Annotated in this window: 20 protein-coding genes and 1 tRNA gene; 15 read left to right on the top strand and 6 right to left on the bottom strand. The window is 34.6% G+C overall.

Going from position 1 to position 22,516, the window contains the following annotated elements:
- The first annotated feature begins 148 nt into the window (after positions 1–148).
- From AB9K26_RS14330 to AB9K26_RS14345, 4 genes are all read left to right on the top strand, one after another.
- Positions 149–1,288: a P-loop NTPase gene (locus tag AB9K26_RS14330; RefSeq protein ID WP_369973256.1), complete on the top strand. Its 1,140-nt coding sequence runs from the start codon at positions 149–151 to the stop codon at positions 1,286–1,288.
- Positions 1,289–1,531 (top strand): NifU family protein, encoded by a 243-nt coding sequence (locus tag AB9K26_RS14335; RefSeq protein ID WP_369973257.1) that lies wholly within the window; start codon positions 1,289–1,291, stop codon positions 1,529–1,531.
- Positions 1,532–1,597: 66 nt separating this feature from the next.
- The gene (locus AB9K26_RS14340; RefSeq protein WP_369973258.1) at positions 1,598–2,650 is read left to right on the top strand and encodes an NAD(P)/FAD-dependent oxidoreductase; all 1,053 of its coding nucleotides are present in this window, start codon (positions 1,598–1,600) and stop codon (positions 2,648–2,650) included.
- Positions 2,650–2,982 (top strand): ferredoxin, encoded by a 333-nt coding sequence (locus AB9K26_RS14345; protein ID WP_369973259.1) that lies wholly within the window; start codon positions 2,650–2,652, stop codon positions 2,980–2,982. The genes AB9K26_RS14340 and AB9K26_RS14345 overlap by 1 nt, the downstream gene beginning before the upstream one ends.
- Here AB9K26_RS14345 and AB9K26_RS14350 read toward each other — a convergent pair.
- The 6 genes from AB9K26_RS14350 to AB9K26_RS14375 form a co-directional block, all read right to left on the bottom strand.
- Positions 2,979–3,878, bottom strand: coding sequence for a serine/threonine protein phosphatase (locus AB9K26_RS14350; RefSeq protein WP_369973260.1), 900 nt, complete (start codon positions 3,876–3,878; stop codon positions 2,979–2,981). The genes AB9K26_RS14345 and AB9K26_RS14350 overlap by 4 nt on opposite strands.
- Positions 3,879–3,906: 28 nt before the next feature.
- Positions 3,907–4,695, bottom strand: a complete 789-nt coding sequence (locus AB9K26_RS14355) for an SGNH/GDSL hydrolase family protein (RefSeq protein WP_369973261.1) — start codon at positions 4,693–4,695, stop codon at positions 3,907–3,909.
- A gap of 107 nt (positions 4,696–4,802) precedes the next feature.
- On the bottom strand, positions 4,803–5,981 hold the full coding sequence (locus AB9K26_RS14360; RefSeq protein WP_369973262.1) for an acyl-CoA dehydrogenase family protein: 1,179 nt from the start codon (positions 5,979–5,981) through the stop codon (positions 4,803–4,805).
- A gap of 71 nt (positions 5,982–6,052) precedes the next feature.
- Positions 6,053–6,766, bottom strand: coding sequence for a tRNA1(Val) (adenine(37)-N6)-methyltransferase (locus AB9K26_RS14365; protein ID WP_369973263.1), 714 nt, complete (start codon positions 6,764–6,766; stop codon positions 6,053–6,055).
- Positions 6,759–7,289: a ribosome maturation factor RimM gene (rimM, locus tag AB9K26_RS14370; RefSeq protein WP_369973264.1), complete on the bottom strand. Its 531-nt coding sequence runs from the start codon at positions 7,287–7,289 to the stop codon at positions 6,759–6,761. The genes AB9K26_RS14365 and rimM overlap by 8 nt, the downstream gene beginning before the upstream one ends.
- A 112-nt stretch (positions 7,290–7,401) precedes the next feature.
- Positions 7,402–7,926, bottom strand: a complete 525-nt coding sequence (locus AB9K26_RS14375) for a 30S ribosomal protein S16 (RefSeq protein ID WP_369973265.1) — start codon at positions 7,924–7,926, stop codon at positions 7,402–7,404.
- Between the two features lie 196 nt (positions 7,927–8,122).
- Between AB9K26_RS14375 and AB9K26_RS14380 the strand changes: the two genes are divergently transcribed.
- The 11 genes from AB9K26_RS14380 to AB9K26_RS14430 all read left to right on the top strand — a co-directional run bounded on the left by AB9K26_RS14380 (position 8,123) and on the right by AB9K26_RS14430 (position 22,363).
- Positions 8,123–9,448, top strand: a complete 1,326-nt coding sequence (locus AB9K26_RS14380) for a DUF6252 family protein (protein WP_369973266.1) — start codon at positions 8,123–8,125, stop codon at positions 9,446–9,448.
- Between the two features lie 193 nt (positions 9,449–9,641).
- Positions 9,642–10,091, top strand: coding sequence for a PA2169 family four-helix-bundle protein (locus tag AB9K26_RS14385; protein WP_369973267.1), 450 nt, complete (start codon positions 9,642–9,644; stop codon positions 10,089–10,091).
- A 156-nt stretch (positions 10,092–10,247) separates the two neighbouring features.
- Positions 10,248–14,636, top strand: a complete 4,389-nt coding sequence (gene dnaE, locus AB9K26_RS14390; RefSeq protein WP_369973268.1) for a DNA polymerase III subunit alpha — start codon at positions 10,248–10,250, stop codon at positions 14,634–14,636.
- Positions 14,637–14,683: 47 nt separating this feature from the next.
- A complete protein-coding gene (locus tag AB9K26_RS14395) occupies positions 14,684–14,857 on the top strand; it encodes a hypothetical protein (protein WP_369973269.1) in 174 nt (57 codons plus the stop codon).
- Positions 14,858–15,098: 241 nt separating this feature from the next.
- Complete coding sequence (gene trxA, locus AB9K26_RS14400; protein ID WP_369973270.1) at positions 15,099–15,416, top strand: thioredoxin; 318 nt, start codon at positions 15,099–15,101, stop codon at positions 15,414–15,416.
- A gap of 87 nt (positions 15,417–15,503) precedes the next feature.
- The gene (locus AB9K26_RS14405; protein ID WP_369973271.1) at positions 15,504–16,046 is read left to right on the top strand and encodes a ClpP family protease; all 543 of its coding nucleotides are present in this window, start codon (positions 15,504–15,506) and stop codon (positions 16,044–16,046) included.
- 1 nt (position 16,047) lies between these two features.
- Positions 16,048–16,977 (top strand): DUF58 domain-containing protein, encoded by a 930-nt coding sequence (locus tag AB9K26_RS14410; protein ID WP_369973272.1) that lies wholly within the window; start codon positions 16,048–16,050, stop codon positions 16,975–16,977.
- Between the two features lie 77 nt (positions 16,978–17,054).
- Positions 17,055–17,128, top strand: a tRNA-Asp gene (locus AB9K26_RS14415).
- Positions 17,129–17,536: 408 nt separating this feature from the next.
- Complete coding sequence (locus AB9K26_RS14420) at positions 17,537–20,224, top strand: hypothetical protein (RefSeq protein WP_369973273.1); 2,688 nt, start codon at positions 17,537–17,539, stop codon at positions 20,222–20,224.
- Positions 20,225–20,236: 12 nt separating this feature from the next.
- The gene (locus AB9K26_RS14425) at positions 20,237–21,880 is read left to right on the top strand and encodes a metallophosphoesterase (protein WP_369973274.1); all 1,644 of its coding nucleotides are present in this window, start codon (positions 20,237–20,239) and stop codon (positions 21,878–21,880) included.
- Between the two features lie 39 nt (positions 21,881–21,919).
- Complete coding sequence (locus AB9K26_RS14430; protein ID WP_369973275.1) at positions 21,920–22,363, top strand: hypothetical protein; 444 nt, start codon at positions 21,920–21,922, stop codon at positions 22,361–22,363.
- Positions 22,364–22,516: the final 153 nt, after the last annotated feature.

Raw genomic sequence — 22,516 nt, forward strand, 5'->3', positions numbered from 1 at the left:
TAGAAATAAATTATCTAACTATCTATAAACTACTGTAATATAATCATTGTGAATAGTAATTCTTTCCCTTTAATCTTATGTGTTTATTGAGTATCTTTGCATTTAGAATGATTCTTAACTAGAATCATAAAATGATGAACAGATTTATATGAAATTAAATAAACAAGATATACTTAAGGCTCTTGAAACCATCACAGTTCCTGGTGAAGGGCAAAATATGGTTGAAAGTGGTGCTGTAACTAATGTTATGACCTTTGCAGATGAAGTGGTTGTAGATGTTACGATAAAGAACCCAAGTTTGCAAGCCAAGAAAAAAACAGAAGTTGAGATTTTAAAAACCATTCATGACAAGGTCTATGAAAAAGCTAAAATAAAAGTCAACATTAAAGTAGAAGCTCCTGCTAAATCAACAAAGAATGAAATAAAAGGGAAACCAATTCCTGGCATTCAAAATATCATTGCTGTAGCTTCAGGAAAAGGAGGTGTTGGAAAATCTACAGTAACGGCTAACATTGGTGTGACTTTAGCTAAAATGGGCTTTAATGTTGGTATTCTCGATGCTGATATTTATGGGCCATCGATGCCAATTATGTATGACGTAGAGTTAGAGCGACCTATTGCAGTCAATGTCGATGGAAAATCGAAAATGCGTCCCGTTGAAAATTACGGTGTCAAGATTTTATCTATTGGGTTTTTTACAAAACCTGATCAAGCTGTAGTTTGGCGTGGTCCAATGGCAGCAAAAGCCTTAAATCAAATGATTTTTGATGCGGCTTGGGGAGAATTAGATTTCTTGTTATTGGATTTACCTCCAGGTACAGGAGATATTCACTTGAGTATCATGCAGTCCTTGCCGATTACTGGTGCGGTCGTGGTGAGTACACCTCAGAACGTCGCGCTTGCCGATGCCAAAAAAGGCGTAGCGATGTTCCAGCAAGAGAGCATCAATGTACCAGTATTAGGTATTATCGAAAATATGGCTTACTTTACACCTGAAGAACTTCCTGATAACAAATACTATATTTTTGGGAAGCAAGGTGCGAAGCATCTTTCAGAAGATTTAAACGTGCCATTCTTGGGTGAGTTGCCATTGGTACAAAGTATCAGGGAAGCTGGTGACGTTGGTCGTCCAGCAGCTTTGCAAACCGCAACACCTATAGAACAAGCATTTGAAAAATTAACTCAAAATGTGGTTCAGGAAGTTGTGAGACGAAATGAAAACCTTCCTCCAACGGAAGCAATTAAAATAACCACGATGGCTGGTTGCTCAGCAGTAAATAAGAAATAAATGAGTACAGAAGAATTAAGACTTAATGTTGAAAAGGCCTTGGATGAAATTCGTCCGTTTTTACAAAGCGACGGTGGCGACATTTCATTGTTATCCATTGAGGATGATAAATTGGTAAAGGTACAATTACAAGGTGCTTGTGTTGGTTGTAGTGTAAATCAAATGACATTGAAATCTGGCGTTGAGATGACTATAAAAAAGTATGCGCCTCAAATAGAGCAAGTCATTAACATAGATTCTTAAAAGGTGACTTTTGTCACAAAAATACTCTTTGTTATCCCTTAATTTTACCTTCTGAAATTTAATTCCATGATTAAAACAGATATACTTATTATTGGTGCTGGCCCAACAGGACTGTTTACGGTGTTTGAAGCGGGTCTTTTGAAACTGAAATGCCACTTGATTGATGCTTTGCCACAACCTGGCGGACAATGTTCTGAGATTTATCCAAAGAAACCGATTTACGATATTCCTGCCTATCCTGAAATTCTCGCAGGTGATCTTACCGATAAATTACTCGAACAATGCAAACAATTCGAACCTGGTTTTACACTTGGTGAACGTGCTGAAACGATCGATAAGCAAGACGATGGAACGTTCATTGTCACGACTAATAAAGGAACAAAACATCAAGCACCTGTGGTTGCGATTGCTGGTGGTTTAGGAAGCTTTGAGCCTAGAAAACCACTCATTGATAATATTGCCGATTATGAAGATAAAGGTGTAGAGTATATCATTAAGAATCCTGAGTTTTATAAAGATAAACGTGTGGTTATTGCTGGTGGAGGTGATTCAGCATTAGACTGGACGATTTATTTAAGTGATGTTGCTAAGGAAGTCACCTTAATTCATAGACGAAATGAATTCCGAGGACATTTGGATTCCGTTGAAAAAGTACAGGAGCTGAAAAATCAAGGTAAAGTAGAATTGATTACACCTGCTGAAGTGATTGGCATTGAAGGCGAAGGTAAAGTTGAAGCGGTAACGATTAAGCAAGACGCTAATACTTTTAAAAAATCTTGTGATCATTTTGTGCCTTTGTTTGGACTGTCACCTAAACTCGGACCAATTGCAAATTGGGGATTGGAAATTGAAAAGAATGCTATCAAAGTTAATAACGCGTTAGATTATCAAACCAATATTCCAGGAATTTTTGCCATTGGAGATGTAAACACCTATCCAGGAAAATTAAAATTGATACTTTGTGGTTTCCATGAAGCCACTTTAATGTGCCAAGCGGCTTATCAAATTATCAATCCTGGAAAACGTTATGTTTTGAAATACACAACGGTTAGTGGTGTTGACGGATTTGACGGCACTCGTAAAGAAGCACCTAAAGCAGTCGTTAAAGCTATCGAATAGTGGAGCAGGATATCAATATAAAAATTACCGATAGAGATGGCGTCACCCATGAGGTTGTTGCACCTACAGATATGGCTATGAACCTGATGGAAGTGGTGCGATCATATGAATTGGCTCCAGAGGGTACGATTGGTATTTGTGGTGGTATGGCCATGTGTGCCTCTTGCCAATGCTATGTAAAATCAGATCATGAGCTCCCTGAAATGCAAGATGATGAGGAAGCCATGCTTAGTGAAGCCTTTTATGTAAAGGATAATTCAAGATTGGGCTGTCAAATTCAAATGACTCCAGAATTAGAAGGTCTTGAAGTCGAGTTAGCTCCAGAAAGTTAATCGGTTTTGTAATTCATTAATGGTCTTGGACCTTCAAGAAGCACCCTCACAATCTTTAAAGTACCATCATCTGTTGTGGCAATTTGCCATTTGATAAGTGAAATCTCTCCATTTTCAATTTCGAGTCCAGTGATACTTCTTGGATGCACACAACTTCCATCGTTAAAGAAAGCAATATCTCCAGGTTCAGGAAATCTTGGTCTGTGTGTGTGTCCAGCAATAGTGATGAGGTTGTTATTTGATGCAATCCATTTTTTGGTACGTCGCTCAATTTTGATAAGCTCCTTATAATTTTTTGCTGGACTAGTAGGATCGGCAATACCCATAACGTTTAAAGGTTTCCAAAGAATACGAACCATGAATCGACTCCATTTCCAAAAAAGATAATTCCACCAGTCGGCTTGATGTCCGTGAAGCAAAAACACTTCCTGTCCGCTTTCTGAATGTTTCAATATTAAAGCTTCGTGGTATTTAATATCACAGAACAATTCAACATCCTCACCAACTTTTGGGTCAAAATAAGTAGATAGATTTTTCTCTACGTATTTTGGGTCACGATAGACCATATCATGATTTCCCCAAATCATATGAAGGCGGTTTTTCTCATGAAATAATTTCATAAGCATATATACATTCTTGTGCGCATTAAGGATGGAATCAAACGAAAGATTTTCCCAAAGTTCGTCACCATCGCCAAGTTCACAGTAATCGAATCCTTCAGCATAATAGTGTTTTAAAGCATGAAAATAGATGTTTCGATTGTTGGCAAAATCATCAGCAAAGCTATTATCACCACGATGACAATCACTAAATAAAATAAATTTGCTGGTACTGTCAAATGGAATAACCTTAGCGTTCTTATAAGCTCTATCTAATCTTTTTTTAGCTGAAAACATAAAGTAAATGTAACTAAAAAAAGAACAGCTATTCTAATTTTTCCAAAGCGAAAGGAAGCAGGCGTTCTACAAATTTGGAGTATGCTAGTGTTGAAGGATGTAAGCCATCAGAAGCGACCAACTCAGGTTGATCCAGTCCGAGTCGCGTAATATCGGTTATATAGACATAAGTAATTTCTTGTGCATTACAATAGGCTTCTGCATAATCATTATATAGGTCTATTTCTTGTGTGGTGACTTCTGGATTCCCATTGTTTTGACCAAAAACGGTATAGGCATAATCGGGAATTGAAACAACGATTACATTATTCTTCATTCCATTAGCTGCAGAAATGGCTGTTTGTACAAGCTCTGGAAATTCACTTTGGTAAACAGAAAAAGGAATGTTTTGATATTGATTGTTGACACCAATCAATAAGGTAACCAAATCGTAATTTGAATCTATATTTTCCTCATCAATTGCGTCTATTAAATCAAAAGTGGTCCATCCTGTTTGCGCTATGATATCAACTTCAACATCATAAGAGCTGTTATTCTGAATACTGTCTTTTAGTTGAACAGGGAAACGACATGTTGCACATACGCTCTGACCAATCGTATAACTATCTCCTAAAGATAATATGCGTCTCGAATTATCAGACGAATTCTCATTTGTATTTTCATTCGTGTTTTCGTTGGTATTCCCGACAGTATTAGCTGTAGTATTATTTGAAGTATCTACAAGGTCAAAAGGATTTCCATTATAAGAATCATCAGTAGCATTACAAGAATAGAAAGCTACAATAACCAATACCAAAAGGAGATTTAATGTCTTCATCATAACAAAATATACGAAAAATGACACACATTAGTTTACCACTAGAAGGAATCTTGACTTTAAAACCAACAATAGCTAGAAAACAGTACTTTCAGGAACTAAGATGATTATTTAAAGGCATTCAAACCAGTAACATCCAATCCTGTAATCAATAAATGGATATCATGTGTGCCTTCATAAGTGATGACACTCTCAAGGTTCATAGAATGACGCATTATGCTATATTCTCCAGTAATTCCCATGCCTCCAAGCATTTGTCTAGCTTCACGAGCGATATTGATAGCCATTTCTACATTGTTGCGTTTAGCCATGGAGATTTGAGCTGAAGTTGCTCTACCTTCATTACGCAAAACTCCTAATCGCCAAGTGAGCATTTGGGCTTTAGTAATTTCAGTAATCATTTCAGCTAATTTCTTTTGTTGCAACTGGAATTGTCCGATTGGTTTTCCAAATTGAATACGTTCCTTACTATATCTCAATGCAGTATCGTAGCAGTCCATAGCAGCTCCAATAGCTCCCCAAGCAATACCATAACGAGCAGAATCTAAGCAACCAAGTGGCGCACCCAAACCAGATTTGTTAGGTAATAGGTTTTCCTTTGGAACTTTTACATTGTCAAAAATAAGTTCACCAGTTGCAGAAGCTCTCAATGACCATTTGTTGTGGGTTTCAGGCGTTGAAAATCCTTCCATACCACGTTCAACGATAAGTCCGTGAATTCTGCCTTCTTCATTCTTTGCCCATACGACAGCAACTTGACAAAAAGGCGCATTGGAAATCCACATTTTGGCACCATTTAAGAGATAGTGGTCTCCCATATCCTTAAAATTTGTCGTCATACCACCAGGATTACTACCATGATCAGGTTCGGTTAAACCAAATGATCCCATCCATTCACCTGAAGCCAATTTTGGTAAATATTTTTGACGTTGTTCTTCGTTGCCATATTTCCAAATAGGATACATTACCAAAGATGATTGTACAGAAGCGGTGCTTCTCACACCAGAATCACCACGTTCAATTTCCTGCATGATTAAACCATAGGAAATTTGATCTAAACCAGCACCACCATATTCTTCGGGAATATAAGGTCCGAAAGCACCAATTTCAGCCAAACCATTAATGATTTGATTTGGGAATTCTGCTTTTTGGGCGTATTCCTCAATAATTGGAGAGACATCACGCTTTACCCATTCTCTTGCGGCATCACGTACTAATTTATGTTCTTCAGAAAGTAAATCGTCTAATTGATAATAATCAGGAGCTTCGAATAAATCCGGTTTCATTATTGATTGCTATTTTCAGTTTTTATGGATAACAAAAGTAACGAAAACGTTTTCATTGCCCAACAGAAGCACTACATTTTCAGATAAAAATCTTTGGTTAAATTTATATAGTCTTGCGTGTAGTTGTGTCTTGCGGTTTCAATAATCAATTCTGAAATCGATGTATCTGTGTCTTGATAAGAAAATTCAATAAGACTGCGTTTTATTTCAGAATCTGGGTGTCCTTTTACATGAAGGATTCGTTTTGGACGTAGATTAATGGTTGAGGCTAGTTCAATAAAGTTAGCCTCTTCTTTTTTTGGGATGATAATTGAAAACAAACCGTTTTCAGCAAGTAAATTCGCTACCGCATAAATGACATGTTTGAAAGGCATCGCATCATTAAAGCGTGCAAGGTCTCTTGATTTGTTTTCGGTTTTGTAATCTTCAGAATAAAAAGGCGGATTACAGATAATTAAATCGAAGCTATCATCAACTTCTTCAACAAATTCCAACAAAGACGCATGGTAACAAAACAGGCGATCATTCCAAGGTGAATTTTCGAAATTTGAGGCGCATTGTTCATAAGCATTATCATCAATTTCAATGGCTTCAATGTGTTGTGCATTGCTACGTTGCGCTAACATTAAAGATAAAATTCCAGTTCCAGAACCAATATCCAAGACATTAAATGGTTGCTGCTCAATGGAAGTCCAAGCGCCTAGAAGAACACCATCGGTTCCGATTTTCATGGCACACTGATCTTGTTGAACCGTAAATTGCTTGAACTTGAAAGGTTTATTCATTTAAGTATAAATCGATGAGGCCTTCGGGTGTATTAACGATGATGGTTTTGTTTGGTTTATCAACCTTAATTATAAAATCATCATTCATAGGAATCAAAATTTCAACACCATCTCTATCAATTTCGAAAAGTGGTTGAGCGGTCATGTCATTAACAGACTTGACTATACCTACGTGCCCGAAGGATTGATCTTCCACTTTAAATCCGATAATTTCATGAAAATAAAACTGGTCATCTTCAAGTTTTGGAAGAAATTCAAGAGGTAAGTATAAGTCACTCTTAATTAAAGCATCGGCATCACTTTCGGAATCAACATCTTCAAATTTTATGCGCAAAAGATCAGATTTGTGAAGTTGGGATGATTCAATAAAAAAAGGAATGAGATTGTTTCTAACTTCAACAAAAACAGAGTCCATATTCTCATAAAGTTCAGGCTCGTCTGTGTCAAGCTTAACCAAAACTTCTCCCTTAAAACTAAATTTCTTTACGATCTTACCTAAAAAGAAACAATCTTCTTTTGTCATGAAATTGATTTTAGATTATTTAGGCTCTAAAACAGCCATATTATTATTGAAAGTATGAAAACAAAAAACTCCGACACATGGTATCGGAGTTTAAAATAATAAAAATAAATTTTTATTCTTCTTCGTTTGAAGCTGTAACTTCTTCACCTTCAGTTTGAGCTTCAGCTTCCTCAACTGGTGCTTCTTCTACAGGAGCAGCAGCAGCGATTCTTGCTTCATTTACAGCTTTTTCAGCAGCAAGAGCTTCAGCTTTCGCTTTTGCTTTCGCTTCTGATAAACCATCTGTTTTAGATTGTATTTTAGCTGCTTTTTCTTCTAACCAAGCATTGAATTTCTCTTCAGCCTGCTCTTCAGTCAAAGCACCTTTTTTAATACCACCTGCAAGATGATTTTTTAGTAAAGCACCTTTGTAAGATAAAAGCGCTCTAGCGGTATCAGTTGGTTGTGCACCATTCTGTAACCATTTTACAGCACCATCAACATTTAAATCAATCGTAGCTGGGTTTGTGTTAGGATTGTAAGAACCAATTTTTTCCAAGAATTTACCATCTCTTTTAGCTCTTGCATCTGCTGCAACAATCCAATAATAAGGTTTCCCTTTTTTACCGTGTCTTTGTAATCTAATTTTAACTGACATATGTAATTAATTAATGAGGTTCCCGACCTCTGTTATTAATGAGAGCGCAAAGATAATACAAATATTTAATTTAGAGCATTTTATTTTAAATATAAGTAATATTGAATTTTTATTATACTTTTGGAATTCTTAAAACGTTATATTTACCCAAAAATAGCCCTCATTCATAAATATAGGGCAATGAAAAATAAAACCAATGAAACGATTAGCGATACTTTTTATAGCTGTCTTAACCCTATCAAGTTGTGGTGATGAAGTAGAGTTTAATTCTCCAGCTATGCAAGGGAATAAGGACTACGTGCTATGGAGAGCAGAGTACTTTAATGCTGCGATAGATGTTAATGGATTTTTAACCATAACAGGAGGGAATAATGTAGAGACTTTGATATTGAAAATCCCTTCAGTTGCTGTAGGAAGCTATACACTCGGTGATGTAGATTCCATGGAAGCGCGTTTCATTGCGGCTAATGGAACCGTATATTCAACTAATAACAGACCCGATCCAAGCATCACTATATATCCTGAGTATGGAGAAATTAAGCTTGATGAGATCATTAATAACACCTTTACAGGGACGTTCAGATTCAATGCGTTTACTGAGGACGGATTAGGAGTTGTAAACTTTAGCGGTACAACTGAGGAAGATCCCGTAACAGGTGGTTTATTTTACCGTATTCCATTAACTTCAGGTAGTATTCCAGCTATGGTGTTTACTTGTGCTGATGCTGAAGAACAAACCGATTTGGCGCAGGCGGCATTTAATGCTACAACGGCAAATAACTTGACGTATGTCAATAGTGACGATTACCTATCTGCTTGTAGTACACTTTTCTTGGCTTTAGAAACACAGAGAACCTATTGTGGTGATCTCGATGGCGCTTTAGAGAACAGAAAAGACAACTTAAATGGTTGTGTGTTTCCTTGTCAGTTGGCAAACAACAACAGAAATACAGCTCAAAACGAGTTTGAAAATGCTACCATTAGCAATTACATTGTGGCCTGTGAGAATTATCAATTTTTCCTACAAGAGCAAATAGAGTTCTGTGGAGATCCTAACGGAACCATACAAGCCGTTCTTGATGGATTGGATTGTGGTGATGATGATAACGATGGGATTCCAAATGCGTTTGAGGATTTTGATGGTGACGGAGATTTAGATGATGATGATACTGATAACGATGGTATTGCAAATTATTTAGACGATGATGATGATGGCGATGGCGTTTTAACGATTGATGAAGCAAAAGATGAAGATGGGAACCCAATCGATACTGATGGTGATTTGGATTTTGATTACTTAGATAATGATGATGATGGTGATGGAGTCTTAACCCAATTTGAAACTGCCGAAGGTGATACCGATTCTGATGGAGTAGATGATTACTTGGATAACGATGATGATGGAGATGGATTTCTAACTATTGATGAAGATGCAGATCCAAATAACGATGGTGATCCAGCTGATGCCCTTGACTCTGACATGGATGGTATTCCAGATTACCTTGATGATACCACACCATAAAGAAATTTTTATTATACAACATTTTGAAAGCAGCTAATATTAGCTGCTTTTTTATTTGTTAAAGCCTTATTAATAGATGTTAAACCTGTTAAATTCTTGGCTTTTTTAAAAGCTATCCACTATATTAATTATAGATGTTAAACAATATGCATCTTAAAAGAAAATGTTGAAATTTTAAAAAGCAAGAGATAATATGAAGTATTCAGAAGAAATTTCAAAAAAACTTAATAAGTTACTAGTTAAAAATTATGACGCAGAGAAAGGTTATTTAAATGCTGTCGAGAATGTAGACAATGATCGATTAAAAATCTTTTTTAAGCGTAGAGCTTCTGAGCGAAGTGAATTTGCCAAAGAACTCCGAACAGAAATTTTACAATACGGAGAGGTTCCAGAAGATTCTGGAAGTTTTAAAGGGACTGTCCATAGAAATTGGATGAGCTTGAAATCGCTCTTTAGTTCCAACAACGAAGAGGCCATACTTGAAGAAGCCATTCGAGGTGAAGAAGCTAGTTTGGAAGAATACAATGAAATTATAAAAGAACGTGATTTACCACCAAGTATTGATGCACTGATTTTGAAGCAGAAAAATGCTATCCAATCTGCAATCAATAGTGAAAAAGTTAAGGAAGAATTAGTGTCCTAATTCTTAAAAGCTCCAAAAGAAGAGTCAGCTTGAAAAGGCTGGCTTTTTTTGTTTAAAACTCTTTATAACTTTCGATTTGAAAAGTGGAGTTTCTTTGTAATTTTATGGACTTGCTTTGAATTTCTAGCAACAGAGCAAAACCAATAATAATAGTACATGTATTTAATTTTTGATACCGAAACTACCGGACTTCCGAAGCGTTGGGATGCGCCCATTTCAGATGTTGACAATTGGCCAAGATGTGTTCAAATTGCTTGGCAGCTGCATGATGAAATGGGAAACTGTATGGTCCATGAAGATTATTTGATTCAACCTGACGGATTCAATATTCCATACGATGCTGAGAAAATCCACGGTATTTCTACAGAACTTGCAGAAGAACAAGGAATTCCAATGCTTGAGGTTTTGGAAAAATTCAATCAGGCACTTTCTCAAACCAAATTTGTAGTCGGTCAAAACGTAGGTTTTGATTTAAATATCATGGGTGCCGAATTTCATAGGGCAGACATTGCAAATCAACTGCAAGAACTACCTGTTTTAGATACTTGTACCGAACATACTGCAGAACTCTGTAAAATTCCTGGAGGAAGAGGAGGAAAGTTTAAACTGCCGACTCTAACGGAATTACATGAATTCTTGTTTGATGTCCCTTTTGCTGAAGCGCATAATGCAACAGCCGATGTTGAAGCAACGACACGTTGCTTTTTGGAGTTGATTCGTTTAGGTGAATATACCAAGGAAGAGTTGGACGTCCAACCTGACTATTTCAAACGCTATAATGAGGCAAATCCCAAACCAATTCAGCTAATTGGTTTAAAGCATATCAATCTGAAAGCTGAAAGCGCAAAGATTAATGAGCGACTTCAGAAACTTCAAACAGATGGTATTTCGGAAGCGGAAATCAAGGAGAATATTTCGGATCTCGCTGAGGTTGACTTTGTGCATCTTCATAACCATTCCCAGTTTTCTGTATTGCAATCTACAATAAGTGTTTCAGATTTGGTTGCAGCTGCGGCTGAACAACAAATGCCTGCTGTTGCTTTAACCGATCATGCTAACATGATGGGAGCATTTCATTTTGTACGCGCCATAAAAAACCATAATAATTCGGTAAAAGCTAAATTATCAGCTGCTGAAAAAAAAGGAGAATCCCTAAACCTTAAGGAAATCAAACCTATTATTGGTTGTGAGTTCTTTGTTTGTGAAGATCATACAGACAAAACACGTAAAGATAATGGTTATCAAATTGTTCTGCTAGCCAAAAACAAAAATGGCTATCATAATTTGGCAAAGCTATCATCGCATGCCTTTGTTGACGGGTTCTACTATTTACCGAGAATTGATAAGAAGTTGATTCAGCAATATAAGGAAGATGTTATTTGCCTTACCGGAAACCTCTATGGTGAAGTGCCAAGTAAGGTGTTAAATGTTGGAGAAAATCAAGCTGAAGAGGCTTTGATGTGGTGGAAAGAAGCATTTGGAGAGGATTTGTATGTTGAAATCATGCGCCATAATCAGGAAGATGAAAATCGCGTGAACCAAGTCCTGATTAAACTAGCCCAAAAGCACGATGTTAAAATTGTAGCGACTAATAATACTTATTATAAAAACCAAGATGATGCCAATGCACATGATATTCTCTTGTGTGTTAAAGACGGCGAAAAACAGGCCACACCTATAGGTCGAGGTCGAGGGTATCGCTATGGTTTGCCAAACCAAGAATATTATTTCAAGTCCTCTGAAGAAATGAAGGCCTTGTTTCGTGACATTCCTGAGGCTATTACCAATATTCAAGAAGTTATTGATAAAGTAGAAGCTTTCGATTTGGCTCGAGATGTCCTGTTGCCAGCCTTTGATATTCCAGAGGAGTTTAAGGATGCGGCTGATTTAGTTGATGGAGGAAAGCGAGGTGAAAATGCTTATTTGAAGCACCTAACTTATGAAGGTGCTAAGAAACGTTATGGTGAAGAACTGTCTGATGAGATTATTGAGCGCTTGGATTTCGAGCTAAGCGTTATTGAAAATACAGGTTATCCTGGCTATTTTTTGATTGTTGAGGATTTTATTCGAGAAGCTAGAAATATGAATGTGTCGGTTGGTCCTGGACGTGGATCTGCTGCAGGTTCGGTAGTGGCCTATTGCTTATGGATTACAAATATTGATCCATTAAAGTACGACCTGCTTTTTGAGCGTTTCTTGAATCCAGATCGTATCAGCATGCCAGATATTGATATTGATTTTGATGATGAAGGCAGAAGTCGTGTCATGGATTATGTGATTCAAAAGTATGGTGCTAATCAGGTAGCTCAAATCATTACCTACGGGACCATGGCTGCAAAATCCTCTATTCGTGATACAGCAAGGGTTTTGGATTTGCCATTGTTTGATGCAGATCGTATCGCTAAATTAATTCCAACGATGTCTAAGCTCAATAAGATTTTTGGGATGGATGAAAAGGAATTGTCAAAAAAATTCAGAGCTGAAGATCTTGATAAAGTAAATGAACTTTTGAATATTTCTGAAGGTGAAGGCCTCGAGTCTGAAACGGTGAATCTTGCGAGAACCCTTGAAGGTTCGGTTCGAAACACAGGAATCCACGCCTGTGGTGTGATTATCACTCCAGATGATATTACCAAATTCGTACCTGTAGCAACAGCAAAGGATTCCGATCTTTATGTCACGCAATTTGACAACTCGGTTGTTGAGGATGCAGGGCTTCTCAAAATGGATTTTCTCGGATTGAAAACACTGACCTTGATTAAGGATACCGTTAAAATCGTTAAGGCAAAACATGGGATTCAACTCGATCCTGAAAGTTTTCCTTTAGATGATGAAAAGACCTATGAATTGTTCCAAAGAGGTGAAACCGTAGGAGTGTTCCAGTATGAATCGCCTGGAATGCAAAAACACTTAAGGGATTTAAAACCAACGGTGTTTGAAGACCTCATAGCCATGAACGCACTCTACAGGCCTGGACCGATGGAATATATTCCAAGTTTTGTGCGTCGAAAGCATGGTGAAGAAGAGATTGATTATGATCTTCCTGCCATGGAAGAATACCTTAAGGAAACCTATGGTATTACAGTCTATCAGGAGCAGGTGATGTTGCTCTCTCAAAAATTAGCTGATTTTACCAAGGGTGAAGCAGATGTCTTACGAAAGGCGATGGGTAAAAAGCAGATTGCCGTACTTGACAAAATGAAGCCAAAGTTTATCAAGCAAGCTGCTGCCAATGGCCATGATGCTGAGGTTTTGGAAAAAGTATGGAAAGACTGGGAAGCGTTTGCGAGTTACGCATTCAACAAATCGCATTCTACTTGCTACGCATGGATTGCCTATCAGACCGCTTACCTAAAAGCTCATTATCCAGCAGAATATATGGCTGCGGTTCTTTCCAATAATATGAATGACATCAAGCAAGTCACTTTCTTTATGGAAGAATGCAAGCGTATGCGTCTGGAGGTTTTAGGACCAGATGTCAATGAATCCTATTACAAGTTTTCGGTAAACCAAGAAGGTGCTATCCGTTTTGGAATGGGAGCGATTAAAGGGGTTGGTCATGGTGCTGTTAAAACCATAGTTGAACACCGTAAAAAAGATGGACACTACAGTTCTATTTTTGATTTTGCGAAACGTATCGACTTACGTGCAGCCAATAAAAAAGCCTTTGAAAATTTAGCCTTGGCTGGAGGATTTGATGGTTTTGGAAACGCACATCGTGCACAATATTTTCACGATGATGGTGATGGCATTACCTTTTTGGAAAAAGCCATAAAATATGGCGCCAAGCACCAAGAAAACGAAAACTCTGCTCAAGTGAGTTTATTTGGTGATTCAAGTGATGTACAAATTGCTGAACCTCAAATTCCACCATGTGAGGAATGGGGAACACTCGAAAAGTTAAAGCGCGAGAAAGAAGTCGTTGGAATTTACATTTCTGGTCATCCTTTAGATGATTTTAAAATTGAGATGAATACCTTCTGTAATTCCAATTTAGGAATGCTTAATGACTTAACGCCCTATGTTAATAAGGAATTGAGTTTTGGTGGTATTGTTACCGACGTACAACATCGTGTGAGCAAGCAAGGAAAAGATTGGGCTTTGTTCACTTTAGAAGATTATACAGACAGTTATGAGTTTAGGATTTTTGGTGAAGAGTGTTTAAAGTTTAGGCACTTTCTGATTGTCAACCGCTTCTTGCATGTAAAGATTTTTATAAGAGAAGGTTGGATGAATCGTGAAACAGGTAAAATGGGAGAGCCACGAATTAAATTCAGTAGTTTTCAATTGCTTAATGATGTCATGGATTCTTATGCCAAGAAGTTATCGGTTCAATTGGATATTAAGAATCTTCAAGCATCACAGATTACCAAACTCAAGGATTTGTTCAATTTGCACCAAGGGAATCATGCGCTTAATTTTGTGATTTATGATAATGAGGAAGAAATTAAATTGAACTTGCCAAGCAGAAACCAAAAAGTCAAGATTTCGCAAGAACTGTTGCATGAGCTTGATGATTGCAATGTATTCTATAAGTTGAACTAGTGTAACTTTTTTTTCGTCATGACTACATATTTATAAATCATGTAGTTATGAAACGTACAAAATACATTTTGCTTTTTATTGGTATTGTTGGAATTGCGGCCTCAGTTTTTGGTTGGGTGAAAGACCAATCATTCGCAAACCATTTGATTGGATTTGTTTGTGGAGCCAGTTTGATTTATGGCTATTTCGAAATAGACAAAGCAGAAAAGGGATCAAATTAACCTTGCGCCAAGGATTGAGCTATTGTTGGAGCTCTCTTGCTTATTTGTATAAGTAAGAAGCGACTAGCGAAAGCCTGACACTTTATTGCTTTAGCAAAAAGTGTGGCGACCAAATAGGTATATAACGTATCAATGACCTGATAATGAAAACAAATACTAGCGTTGTAAGGTTTGGCAAAATTTTTGACTAATTTTGTGAACATATTTAAACTGAAGTTAAACGTATTTAGACAATATAATTATGGCATTAGAAATAACAGATGCAACATTTGAAGAAACCGTATTAAAAAGTGATAAACCAGTCATGGTAGATTTTTGGGCAGCTTGGTGTGGACCTTGCCGTATGGTTGGACCAATCATTGATGAAATTAGCAATGAGTACGAAGGAAAAGCCGTTGTAGGTAAAGTTGATGTGGATGCTAACCAAGAGTTTGCTGCAAAGTATGGTGTGAGAAACATCCCAACGGTATTGGTATTCCAAAATGGTGAAGTAGTAGGACGTCAAGTAGGTGTGGCTCCTAAAAATGCTTACACTGACGCTATAGATTCTCTTTTGTAGTATCTAATCTAAAAGAAATGATAAAAGGTTTGCCCTATGGTAAACCTTTTTTTATTTTTAAGGTTTAACAATTAAGACACGAAACTCATGGATAAAAAACCAAAAGCGCAAGATATAATCGACCATAAATTATTAGAAGACCGAAAGGTATTTCTTTGGGGTATGGTTGATGATGATTCAGCAAAGCATGTCATTGACCGTTTGATGTACCTCGATGCTTTAGAAACCAAGGATATTCATTTATACATTAATAGTCCTGGGGGTTATGTGACCTCTGGTTTTGCTATGTATGATTGTATCAAGTCGCTTAAAAGTGATGTTTCTACTATTTGTACTGGGTTAGCAGCATCTATGGGATCTATATTATTGTCTGTGGGAACAAAAGGTAAGCGCTTTATTCAGCCTAATGCTAGAGTGATGATCCATCAACCAAGTGGTGGTGCTAGAGGACAAGCAAGCGATATTGAAATTACCGCTCAAGAAATCTTGAAAACCAAAGAGTTGAGTGCTAAAATCTTGGCGGAAAATTGTGGCCAGGATATAGAAAAAGTCATGAAAGACTTCAATAGAGACCATTGGATGGGAGCAGAGGAATCTGTGGCTTACGGAATTGTGGACAAGATTATTTAATATGAATTTACAAGCGGAACTCAATAAAGCAGGCGGTTTTAAAAACCTTGAATTGCTAGCTAAGCAAGTCGTTGAAGGCTTTATTGCTGGCATGCATAAGAGTCCGTTTCACGGCTTTTCTGCTGAGTTCGCTGAACACAAGATTTATAACAATGGTGAAAGTACAAGGCATATTGATTGGAAACTTTATGCCAAAACAGATAAGCTGTATACCAAACGTTATGACGATGAGACTAATTTGCGTTGTCATTTGATTATTGACAATAGTAGTTCAATGCATTATCCTGAAATGAGTAATTTCAGTATTTCAAATTTGAATAAAATTGCATTTTCAGCATTGGCTTCAGCATCTTTGATGCATATTTTAAAAAAGCAACGTGATGCGGTTGGATTGAGTATCTACAGTGATGCCTATGACTACTATGCGCCAGAAAAAGGAAGTGAAAGGCATCATCAAATGTTACTGAGCCAGCTGAGTTCTATGGTGAGTGATAAACCAATAAATAAGGTTACGGAAACCTATACCTATTTACATCAAATTGCTGAAAAAATCCATAGACGTTCCTTGATCTTTGTGTTTACAGATATGTTTCAAACGGCAACTGATGATGTGAAACTTTTTGAAGCTTTAAGGCATTTGAAGTACAACAAACATGAAGTGATTCTATTTCATGTGATAAATAAGGAAAAGGAGTTAAAGCTTGATTTTGACAATTCTCCTAAACGTTTTATTGATGTGGAGACCAATGAGTATATTAATTTGTATCCAGATACCATAAAGGAGAATTATGAGGAAGCAGTTGAAGATTACTTTAAGACGATACGATTGAAATGTGGACAATATCAAATCAAATATGTCGAAGCAGATATCAATAAACCGTTCGATAAAATTTTGACCACATATATGGTAGAACGTCAAAAGTTTAAATAAAAATTGTCAAAAAAATATTCGCAAAAGATTTGTGATATTAAAAATCGAATGTATATTTGCCCTCGCAATAAAGCAACGGTCTGGTAGTTCAGTTGGTTAGAATATCTGCCTGTCACGCAGGGGGTCGCGGGTTCGAGTCCCGTCCAGACCGCAATAAAAAAGTTGTGTTGTTTGGTAGAGTAACATCTATCAAAGTGGTTGTAAAACTGAGTAATCAGTTGACACCAATGAGAAGCTTTCCTTTTTTTACCTAGTAAAAATCGGGATGCTTTTTTGTTTTAGTGCCTTTTCAAATTATTACACATTCAGAAAAGGTGTCCAATTAGGTGTACCAAAATCTTCAAAGGTGTACCTATTGATATAACACAATGAATTCCAAAATATTTGGAAATTAAAGGATTAATTATATTTTTGATTATCCTTATTCTATCCCTAGAGAATTTTGAAGATCAAACTTTGATCTAGAATTATTCTTATATAAGTTTTTAACCCAAAACTAGCTTCTATTTTGGAGTATAGTAAGAGTGGTTATTGTTAATCAATTGATGATTTTATTTTTATGATACATGACAAGTATGGAGTACATATAGCATTGGCTAAGTATCCTTTAGGTGAAGTTGATAACTACATTAGGAATATTGGACATCTTTATTCCAGTTATAAAAATGATATTAAACAATATTTAAGTTGTAACGAAGATTTTGATTCCTCAAGTACGTATTTGAACTCTCTATACAACCCCAAGGCATTTCATTTATTTTCTCAATTTGATGTGGCGTTTATAAGTTTAATAGACTCTTATAAGTTCACTCAAAGAGTATTTGAACCTAAAACAATTGATCAAAAAAATAAGGTTCATAAAAACGTCAGTTATCAAATCATTAGTGGCTCTTTAATTTCTGGGAAGAGTAAGAACCAGGTTAATAGAATCCTTAACAAAAAGGAATCCTTTATAAATATTATTCAATTAAAACTCTCTAATGGACTAATAATAGGAGCTGGTGATTTAGTTCTTAAATCAGTAATTAATTTTATAAAGTCCTTGCTGGACAAACATGGAGTCAAAGATTATTTTATTGTTGATTCTTTTAATTGGTCAGAAATTGTATTGATTATTGTTGACAAAACCCCTAAAATAATTACTAAAGTTTTGTTAGAGCTAAGGTTGTTAAAATTAGAGTCTATAGAAAATTATGAGACCATATTAGATGAATCCTTATATAAAAGTTGGAAAGAAGAAAATATTGAAAAAGCTCATATTTTTAATGACACAAATTCTTATCTAGGCGTAGATTACAATTCAATAAAAAATAATAAAATAGACAATAACCTTGAATTTAACACACGGATAGATTGGCAAATTAAACCAGGTCACTTACCATATTTTTTAAAACATACGAATAGTTTTCTACATAAGGAACTTGATGAAATTAAATTTATTTACGGAAAAACAGATTTTGTTTTAAATGAATTGACTCCTGATAAGTTTCAGACAAACCAATTGGCTTTTTCTGAAATTAGAGATAATTCAAAATTAAGAATGCACATAAGAAAAATAAGAACGAACATCTTCGTTGACTTAGATAAATCAGTTATTGAGTTATATACAGCGGAAGGTGAAAATGAGTTTATAGGACCATGTTCTTCAGAAAAAAACTTATCAGCTTATGTGATAGATAAAGATGGCAATACAGCAAGGTATTTAAGAGGATTAAATATATCTAGAAATATAAGAAAGAAAGTAAGAAAGTTAATTTACAATTTTAATCAAGGAATTCAAGACCCAGTTTTATTCATTTATTATTTAGACATTAGATCTTTGTTAGCAAAATTTGTCAAAATTATTGAGAACAGGTATAAAATTCTATATGAGTCTTTAGATAACGGCGAGATTGATATACATAAGATTGTAGAGGAAGATTCTATGGTTTATTGGCCATACCAATTAAAGACCAAGTTTTTAGAAGATTTAATTAATAAATATGTAATTGTATTTGAAGAAGCGCTTCAAGACCGAGTATTAAACAGTTATAATTTTGAAGACTTGAATGAGTTTAGCCTTGATATCAATAGTTCTAGTACCTCGCTCTTAAGTTCTTATGACTCAATAGTCAAAGTTTGTGGTAAGTGTTTTCGAGATTTTTATAGTAATAGTTTGGTGACAAGAATTAATGATGTTGAAACTATTTCTAATAGTATTTCGGTTAATTATAACATTGATCATATTAATTGTCCCCCATTAGTTTTTTCAACTTTGATAAAGGAAGTTTTAAATACACAGAAAATGAACGATGTCAAAGAAAATAGGGAGATTTTTGATAGACTAAAAAACAAATATAATGATATAGCAAGTGACTTTTTAAATGCTGAAGCAATCAGGCTTACAGGAATTCAGAATTTAGAATATTACGAGATAGATATTAAAAAGTTTTATTTAACATTTTTTCAAAATGAAGAATTATTTACTTTTTGGCACTGGACATATGCATTACAAAATACTAGCTCATATAGTTCATTTGGGAATTTTGATGAATATAATTTTATTAGAGAATTGTTTAGGTATTTGTTAATGGCAGTTTCTTTAAAATTTGGATCAGAAGATGAAGCTCAAATTATGGAATGTCCATTGCCAGAACTAAAAACTTATTGGGATAGGCATTTCAATAAACTTTTAATAATCGTAAAAAAAATCACCTCACTTAACGAGTTTAACGATTGGAAGAATAATTTAACAAAACAAACATATCATTCTTTATATGAAATTGATATTGCTAAACCATTAAAGGCAAGGAGAAAAGAGGTTAGAAAATTAAATCTGGAAAAGAATTATAATTCAATTTATGGGATAATTGATAATTATTTTCACAAAAAAAATGAATATGGTATTATTGAACTCAAAGAATTAAGTCTTGAAGAATTTATTTCTCAGTTTGAAAAACTTAGAGCTGATCAAAGAGGCCAAAGCAATAACTTGGATAAAATAAGCAATATATCTGTGGTTTCGTACTATTCCTTAACTTATATATATCTTAAATTTGAGAAGCATATTAAACTTTTAAGAAGGGATTATACAAATGGAAAACCCGTAAACCATTTCTTGGATAGAGGAAAATGGTTTATCGATCCAATGGGAGGTTTTTTTGTAAACTCACCACATGAAAGGGAAGATTATAACCAATTTAATAACTGTATTCTGTCAATTATCTGGGGTCTTGGTGTGAATTTTAAAAAAGACCAACTAATCTAAATAACAATAGCTGTGAGTGAATTTAATGTATGTATTTTAAGTGATATTCATTTTAAAAAAAATTATGGTGAAGATCACCATCCTGTCAAGGATGTTTTTAAATCATTTAAAAAAAGATTTCTTGAATTAAATGATCAATACAAATTTGATTGTGTTATTATTTCTGGTGACTTGGCATTTCAAGGTAATTCAGAAGAATATACGGGACTGTCTGAAGAGCTAAACGATATAGTGCCAAGTAGTATTCCTATTTTAAGTGTTGTTGGTAATCATGATGTTTACTGGGATTCTTTAAAAAGTGCTTTAGGAGATTCAATGGAATTAGAAAGTTTATTCAAAGTTCAAAAAAGTGAATTTAATAGCGGTCGGTTTGATAATGTTTTTATGAACTTCAGAGATAAATTCATAAATAAATTGAAGAGCACAGAGGAATTTGAGTTTAAATATAATGATGAGAGATTTATGGGCTATTGTTATTTTGAAAAAAAACAAGTACTTGTAATACTGATTAATAGTTCGTGGTATTCTTTTGGACCAGGCATAATTAGTAAATATTATGATTTGTTTGTTAAAAAATTAGGTGACAATGCTGATATAATTAAGGAAAATTTAAAAGATTTATTACTTGGCGATAAATTAAGCCAAATGGGGAAGCAATCTTATTTTTTAGAAACAAAGTCCTTCCCTTTTTGGAAAGAAATACAAGATATATTAAATAAAAATCCTGCTACCAGGGTAATTTCTATAGCTCATCACCCACCTTCATGGCTAAACTGGGATGAACAGTTTAAACCTTCTGATATAAAAAATGGTACTATTAGGCTAGACGAATTGTTTAAGTTGTCTAATATACTTATTACTGGTCATGAACATGTTCCGATGAATAGTCAACCAGTAAAACTACACAACAACTGCTACAATATACAAATGGGTAGCTTCTTGGATTATCATTATATTGACAATGATGAAAATGACACCAAATCATCAAAATTCCCAAATAATTGGTTTAGTGTTTTAACAATGGGAACTTATAACTGTAAGTTGTTAAATTATCAACTTACTGTTGAAGGTAATGATTTTACAGGCACTGATTATTTTAAATGGAATAAATCAAAAGATTTAATCGAATTTAATTATAGAGAAATGAGGAATGATCATTTCTCTGAGGAAGAACACCCATATTTATTTGTTCGTGGTGGATTTAAAAATGCAAATAAAGTTTTGCCGTCAAACCTTGATGAACTAAAGGATATTGTAAACATTAAGAGAAAGAATGATTTGAGTTTTGATAATAGTATGAAGGGAGTTGAGCAAGAAGTATTAATTGAATGCTTAATTAACCAAGAAGAATCTCTTATTGTAATAAACGGGTTAACTAAATATTACAGTTCAATGGGTAAAGAGGATAATATAGATAAACTACTTGAAATCCCTTTTTTTAATGAATTGGATAATTATTTAAACAAGAGCAATGTCATAAACCTAACATTTTATGATTTAATAAAAGTAGAGTATTCCTATGAATATGAAGATTATTATAATATACAGTTTATACGTTTTATTGCCTTTAAACACAGCTTTTTTAATAAATTTCAAAAATTTTATAAACATAAGGAACTTAATATTAATTATGATTGTCTCTTAATTAATAGTTAAATATTGTAACAATTTATTATATTTGTGCATCTTACAGTTATGGAGCAAGTATTAAATCATAAATTTTCTAATAACAAGGAAATCAATCTGTTGTTTCAACAATTTACAAGTAAATTTATTGAAACTAAACTTGATAACAAAGAAGTATTCGTTTTTAACTTTATGATTAAAAACTCTAATTCTATATCAAATCTCGATATTAGTACTTTTGAATTATCTAGGGTAAATCTAGATATTAAAGAAGGTGATCTTATTTTTAGAAATGAAGAACAAAAGAAATCTTCTGGTAAAGTTCTACGTATGTTTAAAAATAAGCTTAAAGAAATAAATAAGGATTCTGACATAGTTGAGATTGTTATATTACCTGAGGAAGAGCCGACTTTTTCTAATCTTTATGAAGGGCTATATTACAAGAGAAACACAGATTCAAATTATTCTAATATACCTAATGCATTTACTATGGGTAATTATGAAGTATATTAAATTATTTATAAGTCTATATTTAGAATAAGTTATATTTAAAATAATAAAAACCTCTTTTTCTTAATTGAAAGAAGAGGTTTTTTGTTTTTTAGATGTGTAATCTAAAAATATTTGAAAGAAAAAAATTTATGCTAGAAAGATATTGTTTAAGAC

Source organism: Psychroserpens sp. XS_ASV72 (assembly GCF_041224425.1).
GTDB lineage: Bacteria > Bacteroidota > Bacteroidia > Flavobacteriales > Flavobacteriaceae > Psychroserpens.

Excerpts from the sequence above, each read along its gene's own strand:
- AB9K26_RS14330 (WP_369973256.1), top strand. The coding sequence starts at position 149 with ATGAAATTAAATAAACAAGATATACTTAAGGCTCTTGAAACCATCACA.
- AB9K26_RS14355 (WP_369973261.1), bottom strand. The coding sequence starts at position 4,695 with ATGAAGACATTAAATCTCCTTTTGGTATTGGTTATTGTAGCTTTCTAT.
- rimM (WP_369973264.1), bottom strand. The coding sequence starts at position 7,289 with ATGACAAAAGAAGATTGTTTCTTTTTAGGTAAGATCGTAAAGAAATTT.
- trxA (WP_369973270.1), top strand. The coding sequence starts at position 15,099 with ATGGCATTAGAAATAACAGATGCAACATTTGAAGAAACCGTATTAAAA.
- AB9K26_RS14360 (WP_369973262.1), bottom strand. The coding sequence starts at position 5,981 with ATGAAACCGGATTTATTCGAAGCTCCTGATTATTATCAATTAGACGAT.
- AB9K26_RS14380 (WP_369973266.1), top strand. The coding sequence starts at position 8,123 with ATGAAACGATTAGCGATACTTTTTATAGCTGTCTTAACCCTATCAAGT.
- AB9K26_RS14385 (WP_369973267.1), top strand. The coding sequence starts at position 9,642 with ATGAAGTATTCAGAAGAAATTTCAAAAAAACTTAATAAGTTACTAGTT.
- dnaE (WP_369973268.1), top strand. The coding sequence starts at position 10,248 with ATGTATTTAATTTTTGATACCGAAACTACCGGACTTCCGAAGCGTTGG.
- AB9K26_RS14340 (WP_369973258.1), top strand. The coding sequence starts at position 1,598 with ATGATTAAAACAGATATACTTATTATTGGTGCTGGCCCAACAGGACTG.
- AB9K26_RS14405 (WP_369973271.1), top strand. The coding sequence starts at position 15,504 with ATGGATAAAAAACCAAAAGCGCAAGATATAATCGACCATAAATTATTA.
- AB9K26_RS14410 (WP_369973272.1), top strand. The coding sequence starts at position 16,048 with ATGAATTTACAAGCGGAACTCAATAAAGCAGGCGGTTTTAAAAACCTT.
- AB9K26_RS14420 (WP_369973273.1), top strand. The coding sequence starts at position 17,537 with ATGATACATGACAAGTATGGAGTACATATAGCATTGGCTAAGTATCCT.
- AB9K26_RS14335 (WP_369973257.1), top strand. The coding sequence starts at position 1,289 with ATGAGTACAGAAGAATTAAGACTTAATGTTGAAAAGGCCTTGGATGAA.
- AB9K26_RS14430 (WP_369973275.1), top strand. The coding sequence starts at position 21,920 with ATGGAGCAAGTATTAAATCATAAATTTTCTAATAACAAGGAAATCAAT.
- AB9K26_RS14395 (WP_369973269.1), top strand. The coding sequence starts at position 14,684 with ATGAAACGTACAAAATACATTTTGCTTTTTATTGGTATTGTTGGAATT.
- AB9K26_RS14375 (WP_369973265.1), bottom strand. The coding sequence starts at position 7,926 with ATGTCAGTTAAAATTAGATTACAAAGACACGGTAAAAAAGGGAAACCT.
- AB9K26_RS14365 (WP_369973263.1), bottom strand. The coding sequence starts at position 6,766 with ATGAATAAACCTTTCAAGTTCAAGCAATTTACGGTTCAACAAGATCAG.
- AB9K26_RS14350 (WP_369973260.1), bottom strand. The coding sequence starts at position 3,878 with ATGTTTTCAGCTAAAAAAAGATTAGATAGAGCTTATAAGAACGCTAAG.